The sequence below is a fragment of the Lachnoclostridium sp. MSJ-17 genome (assembly GCF_018918205.1).
In the GTDB taxonomy this organism is placed as follows: Bacteria; Bacillota; Clostridia; order Oscillospirales; family Acutalibacteraceae; genus Ruminococcoides.
The window spans coordinates 1-6119 of record NZ_JAHLQB010000054.1 but is presented as its reverse complement, the minus strand read 5'-3'; the positions used below and the strand labels follow the sequence as shown (position 1 = coordinate 6119).

Below are 6119 nucleotides of genomic sequence, written 5' to 3'. Positions count from 1 at the left end.
GGCCGTATCGGACGTCTTGCTTTCAGACAGATGTTCGGCGCAGAGGGTTACGAGGTAGTAGCTATCAACGACCTCACCGATCCCAAGATGCTCGCTAACCTGCTCAAGTACGACACCGCTCAGAAGGGCTATTGCGGCACCATCGGCGAGAATCTCCACACCGTAGAGGCTAAGGAGAACTCCATCGTTGTTGACGGCAAGGAAATCACTATCTACGCTAAGGCTAACGCTGCTGAGCTTCCCTGGGGCGAGATCGGTGTTGACGTAGTTCTCGAGTGCACAGGTTTCTACTGCTCCAAGGCTAAGAGCCAGGCTCACATCGACGCAGGCGCCAAGAAGGTCGTTATCTCTGCTCCCGCAGGCAAGGATCTTCCCACTGTTGTATTCAGCGTTAACGAGAACGTTCTCACTCCCGAGGACAAGATCATCTCCGCTGCTTCCTGCACCACCAACTGCCTTGCTCCCATGGCTGATACTCTCAACAAGTATGCTCCCATCCAGAGCGGTATCATGAGCACAATCCACGCTTACACCGGCGACCAGATGATTCTTGACGGTCCTCACAGAAAGGGCGACCTCAGAAGAGCAAGAGCAGGCGCTGCCAACATCGTTCCTAACTCCACCGGCGCTGCTAAGGCTATCGGTCTCGTAATTCCCGAGCTCGACGGCAAGCTCATCGGTTCCGCACAGCGTGTACCTGTTCCCACAGGCTCCACCACTATCCTCACCGCTGTTGTTAAGGGCACAGACGTTACCGTTGAGGGCATCAACGCCGCTATGAAGGCTGCTGCTTCCGAGTCCTTCGGCTACAACGAGGATCCCATCGTATCCAGCGACGTTATCGGCATGCGTTACGGTTCACTCTTTGACGCTACCCAGACCATGGTTTCCAAGGTTGCCGACGACCTCTATGAGGTTCAGGTTGTTTCCTGGTACGACAACGAGAACTCCTACACCAGCCAGATGGTAAGAACCATTAAGTACTTCGCTGAGCTCGGCTAAGCTGTAAGGCTTTTCAGGATTTCTTAAAAATTTATCAAATCGGGAGGTTTGGCTTTTGCCAAGCCTCTCTTTTTTATTATCCGTCAGGCGGCTGCAGGGAAATGACGATCAGAGGGCAGACTGAAAAATCGGCATAATGAGCGGGAAAATGCGCGTCTTGCCAAGCTGTCAATAAATATTTGTATAAGTCTTATAAAAAATAGACGAAAAGTTAGTTTAGAAATTTTTGAATTTGCTTGAAATCACTATAATTTTTTGGTATGATATATTTAGGAATAATTATACCCTGTTGTACTTTGATTTAGGAGTTGAATTTATGAATTACAGCCTGAGCGAGGAACGCTCCGCGTCTGCGGTTTTTGCCGGGGGCGACGGCGCATACAGCTATGAATACTTCGGCGCTCGCCTCGCTGAGAAAAACGGCGAAAAGGGCGCTCTGTTCAGGGTTTGGGCGCCAAACGCGCAGAATGTAGCCGTTGTCGGCAGCTTTAACGACTGGAACAAAACCGAAAACTTCATGAACCGCGGCCGCGACGGCGTTTGGGAGCTGTTTATCGCGGGGGTCGGGCAGGGAGATTCCTATAAATACTGCATAGAGACCCCGTGGTTCGAAAAAATAATGAAATCCGACCCGTTCGCGTTTTTTGCCGAGGAGCGTCCCGACAACGCCTCTAAGGTGTACGATCTGGGACAATACGAATGGGGCGACGGAGATTGGCTCGAGCGCAGAAAAACCGCTGATTCGCTGAGCCTTCCCATGAATATCTACGAGATCCACGCCGGCTCGTGGAAGCGCAAGCCTGACGGAAGCTTTTACACCTACCGCATGCTTGCCGACGAGCTGACTGAGTACCTCTGCGATATGCACTTTACTCACGTTCAGTTCATGCCGCTGATGGAGCACCCATACGACCCGAGCTGGGGGTTCCAGACGACGGGTTATTTTGCGGCGACCTCGCGCTACGGAACGCCCGAGGATCTGATGTACCTTATCGATACCCTCCACCGCCACAACATCGGCGTTATTATGGACTGGGTTCCCTCAAATTTCCCGAAGGACAGCTTCGCGCTCTCGAAGTTTGACGGCACCGCTCTGTACGAGAGCGAGGACCCAAAGCTCGGCGAAAGACCCTCGTGGGACACCTGCCTGTTCAATTTCGCGCGTCCCGAGGTCATAAGCTTTCTCGTGTCGTCGGCGGTTTTCTGGTTCAAGACCTATCACCTCGACGGTCTGAGGGTAGGCGCGCTTTCGTCGATGCTCTACCTCGACTACGGCAAAAAGGACGGCGAGTGGGAGCCGAACCGCTTCGGCGGCAAGGAAAACCTCGAGGCGATCGACTTTATCAAGCGCCTCAACACCGCTGTGCACCTGTTCTGTCCCGGAGCGCTGATGTTCACTGAGGAGACCACCTCGTGGCCGAAGGTGACGCACAAAATCGAGGAGGGCGGTCTCGGCTTTGACTACAAGTGGAACCGCGGCTGGATGAACGACATGCTCCACTACATGACCCTCGACCCGAAGTGGCGCCCGTTCAACCACGACAACCTTACCTTCAGCTTTTTCTACGCCTTCTCCGAGCATTTTGTCCTGCCCGTCTCACACGACGAGGTATCAAACGGCAAGGGCTCGATCCTCAGCAAAATGCCGGGCAACGGCGGCGACCGTTTAGCCGGACTGAGGGCGTTTCTGACATACATGTTCGCCCACCCGGGCAAAAAGCTCATGTTTATGGGCACCGAAATCGGACAGCTCGAGGAGTGGGACGTCGACGGCATTGTCGACTGGGAATTCCTCGATTCAAAGAACCACGCTCAGCTTCAGGTATTTTACCGCGAGCTCAACAAGTTCTACATCGATAATCCGCCTTTCTACGAGATGGACGCTATCTGGAAGGGCTTCGACTGGATTCACCACGATGACTTCACTAACTCCGTCATCGCCTTCAAGCGCACCGACACCGCGGGCAACGATATTATCGCGGTGTGCAACTTCCGCCCCGAACGACACGATGATTATTTCATCGGAGTGCCGAACGCGGGCGTGTACAGGGAGGTCTTTAACTCCGACGAGGAGATTTACGGCGGCAGCGGCGTTGTGAACGCGGAAAGGCTTGAGACGGTTCCGATGAAAATACACGGCTGCAATCAGGGTCTGCCGCTGACGCTCCCGCCGATGGGCGTGATCTACCTGAGCTTCGCCGGAGAAACCGAATAAGCACACAAACGGGCTTGCCCGTGCAATAAATTTGTTTTCATTAAGAAACAATATAAAATTAAATATCGGAGGTTATATCAATGCAAATGTTTCCAAAACAGGAAGTAGTAGCAATGCTTCTTGCGGGCGGTCAGGGCTCACGTCTGGGCGTTCTGACAAAGAAGCTTGCAAAGCCCGCCGTACCCTTCGGCGGAAAGTACCGCATTATCGACTTTCCGTTGTCAAACTGCGTTAACTCGGGCATTGAGGCAGTCGGCATTCTGACACAGTACCAGCCGCTGATCCTCAACGAGTATATCGGCAACGGACAGCCGTGGGATCTCGACGGAATGCATTCGGGCGTTAACTGTCTGAGCCCCTATCAGGCAATCAAGGGCGCCGACTGGTATTCGGGCACCGCAAACGCGATTTACCAGAATATCAACTACATCGAGCGCTATGATCCCGACTATGTTGTGATTCTTTCGGGCGACCACATCTACAAGATGGACTACAACAAGATGCTCGAGTACCACAAGGAAAAGAACGCCGCCTGCACAATCGCGGTCATCGACGTTCCGCTCGAGGAGGCTTCGCGCTTCGGTATCCTCAACACCCACGAGGACGGCGAGATCTATGAGTTCGACGAGAAGCCCGAGCATCCCAAGAGCACCAACGCTTCAATGGGTATCTACATCTTCAGCTGGAAGGAGCTTCGCAAGTACCTCACCGAGGACGAGGTCAAGGAAGGCTCCAGCCACGACTTCGGCAAGGACGTGCTTCCCACCATGCTCGCGGCGGGCGAGAGAATGTTCGCCTATCCCTTCGAGGGCTACTGGAAGGACGTAGGAACCATCGACAGCCTTTGGGAGGCTAACATGGATCTGCTCGATCCCAACGTCACCCTCGACCTCAAGGACATCTATTCGCGCAATCCCATGATGCCGCCTCACTATGTATCTCCCGACGCAAATATCCAGAATTCTCTCGTTGCGGACGGTTGCAACGTTGAGGGCGATCTGGAGTTCTCGATCCTCTTCTCGGGCGTTACCGTCGGCAAGGGTGCGACAATCAACTCATCAATCATCATGCCCGGCGCGGTAATCGAGGAAGGCGCGAGCGTTCAGTTCGCGATCGTAGCCGAGAATACCGTTATCGGCAAGAATGCCAAGGTCGGTCAGCGTCCCGAGGCGGTTGAGAACCGCGACGACTGGGGAATCGCGGTAATCGGCGAGAACACCGTGGTCGCAGACGGCGCGTTTGTTCCCGCAAATAAAATGATTGACACAGATACGGAGGTAGCAGCAGAATGAGAAGTAATGATGTACTCGGCTTTATCTTTGCCGGAACTTTAGACGACAAAATTCCGGAGCTTGCGGCTTCCCGTACCACGGCAAGCATACCCATCGGCGGAAAGTACCGTCTTATCGACTTCGTTCTTTCCAACATGAGCAACTCCGGCATCAACAACGTAGGCATCGTTGCGAAGAGCAACTTCCTCTCACTGACCGACCACGTCGGTTCGGGCAGCGCCTACGACCTTTCCAAGAGAAGGAGCAACCTCACCCTGCTCACACCCTACGGCGGCAAGTCCTTCTCTAATCTCGTTGAGACAATTTACAACATGCACGGCTACATCGAGCACTGCCGCGAGGAGTATGTGCTGATCGAGCAGGGCAACGTTGTAACAAACTTTGACTACAACGCTCTCTTTGATTTCCATTCAAAGAACAACGCGGACATCACGGTCATCTACAAGAAGGGCGTGATTCCCGCAGGCTATGACAGACCCATCACCATCGACGCTGACGAGTCCGGCAAGGTAAGTCAGATTTTCGTTAAGCCCGACAACACCGCCGAGGAGAGCGACTTCATGTACGGCTCGCTGCTTGTCCGCAAGGAGATCCTCATGAACGAGATTCGCAGCGCTCTGAGCCGTAACCAGCTCGACATCAAGCGCGTGCTTCAGGACACCGTCGGCAAATACAGGGTATTCGCTTACGAGAACAAGGGCTACACCGCGTTTATCAGCTCCATCAATTCCTACTTCGCGTTCAATATGGATCTGATGAAGAAGGAAGTCCGCGACGAGCTCTTCAATCCCAAGCGCCCGATCTACACCAAGGTTCGCGACGACGCTCCGTCACGCTACGGTCTCGAGAGCAAGGTCAAGAATTCGATCATCGCTCAGGGCTGCGTTATCGACGGCGAGGTTGAGAACTGCGTTATCTCCAAGGGCGTTTACGTCGGCAAGGGCGCAAAGCTGTCGAACTGCATCGTTATGCAGGACACCAAGATCGGCACCTACACCCACCTCAACTACGTTATCATCGACAAGGACGTCCAGATCAAGGACGGCCGCTCGCTGATGGGCTTTGATTCATATCCCAGTTATATCGCTAAAAAATCTGTTGTATAACAGAGTTCTATAGGAGGAAAAACCAATGAGAATATTATATTGTGCATCTGAGGCAAATCCCTTCTGCGGCAGCGGCGGTCTCGCCGACGTAGCGGGCAGCCTTCCTCATACCCTTTGCAGAAAGGGTCAGGATTGCCGTATCGTTGTTCCGCTCTACGGAACGATTCCGCAGGATTTGAAGAATCAGTTGAACTTTATCACAAACTTCACCGTACCCGTTGCGTGGAGACATCAGTACTGCGGACTGTTCTGGGCCCGCTGGAACGACTGCACCTACTACTTCATCGACAACGAGTATTACTTCAAGCGCGGCACTCTCTACGGTCACTATGACGACGCCGAGAGATTTGCATTCTTCTCACGCGCGATCCTCGAGATGCTGCCCTATATCGACTTCCATCCCGATATCATTCACGCCAACGACTGGCAGACCGCTCTCGTACCCGTATACTACTATCTGTTCTATTCGCACAGACCCTGGTATTACAACATCAAGAGCCTCTT

Annotated in this window: 5 protein-coding genes; all 5 read left to right on the top strand. The window is 53.3% G+C overall.

The genetic code is table 11. The features are described from left to right. A partial coding sequence (gene gap / locus KQI64_RS04770; protein ID WP_216523589.1) for a type I glyceraldehyde-3-phosphate dehydrogenase occupies positions 1-1002 on the top strand: 1002 nt, incomplete at its 5' end. 316 nt (positions 1003-1318) lie between these two features. Continuing rightward, a complete protein-coding gene (gene glgB / locus KQI64_RS04765) occupies positions 1319-3217 on the top strand; it encodes a 1,4-alpha-glucan branching protein GlgB (RefSeq protein ID WP_216523588.1) in 1899 nt (632 codons plus the stop codon). An 86-nt stretch (positions 3218-3303) separates the two neighbouring features. After that, positions 3304-4509 carry a glucose-1-phosphate adenylyltransferase gene (locus KQI64_RS04760; RefSeq protein WP_216523590.1) on the top strand — a complete coding sequence of 402 codons (1206 nt, stop codon included), beginning with the start codon at positions 3304-3306 and terminating at the stop codon, positions 4507-4509. Further along, on the top strand, positions 4506-5615 hold the full coding sequence (gene glgD / locus KQI64_RS04755) for a glucose-1-phosphate adenylyltransferase subunit GlgD (RefSeq protein ID WP_216523587.1): 1110 nt from the start codon (positions 4506-4508) through the stop codon (positions 5613-5615). Before KQI64_RS04760 ends, glgD begins: the two co-directional genes overlap by 4 nt. 25 nt (positions 5616-5640) lie before the next feature. Continuing rightward, a partial coding sequence (locus KQI64_RS04750; protein WP_216523586.1) for a glycogen/starch synthase occupies positions 5641-6119 on the top strand: 479 nt, incomplete at its 3' end.

Excerpts from the sequence above, each read along its gene's own strand:
- KQI64_RS04760 (WP_216523590.1), top strand. The coding sequence starts at position 3,304 with ATGTTTCCAAAACAGGAAGTAGTAGCAATGCTTCTTGCGGGCGGTCAG.
- glgD (WP_216523587.1), top strand. The coding sequence starts at position 4,506 with ATGAGAAGTAATGATGTACTCGGCTTTATCTTTGCCGGAACTTTAGAC.
- glgB (WP_216523588.1), top strand. The coding sequence starts at position 1,319 with ATGAATTACAGCCTGAGCGAGGAACGCTCCGCGTCTGCGGTTTTTGCC.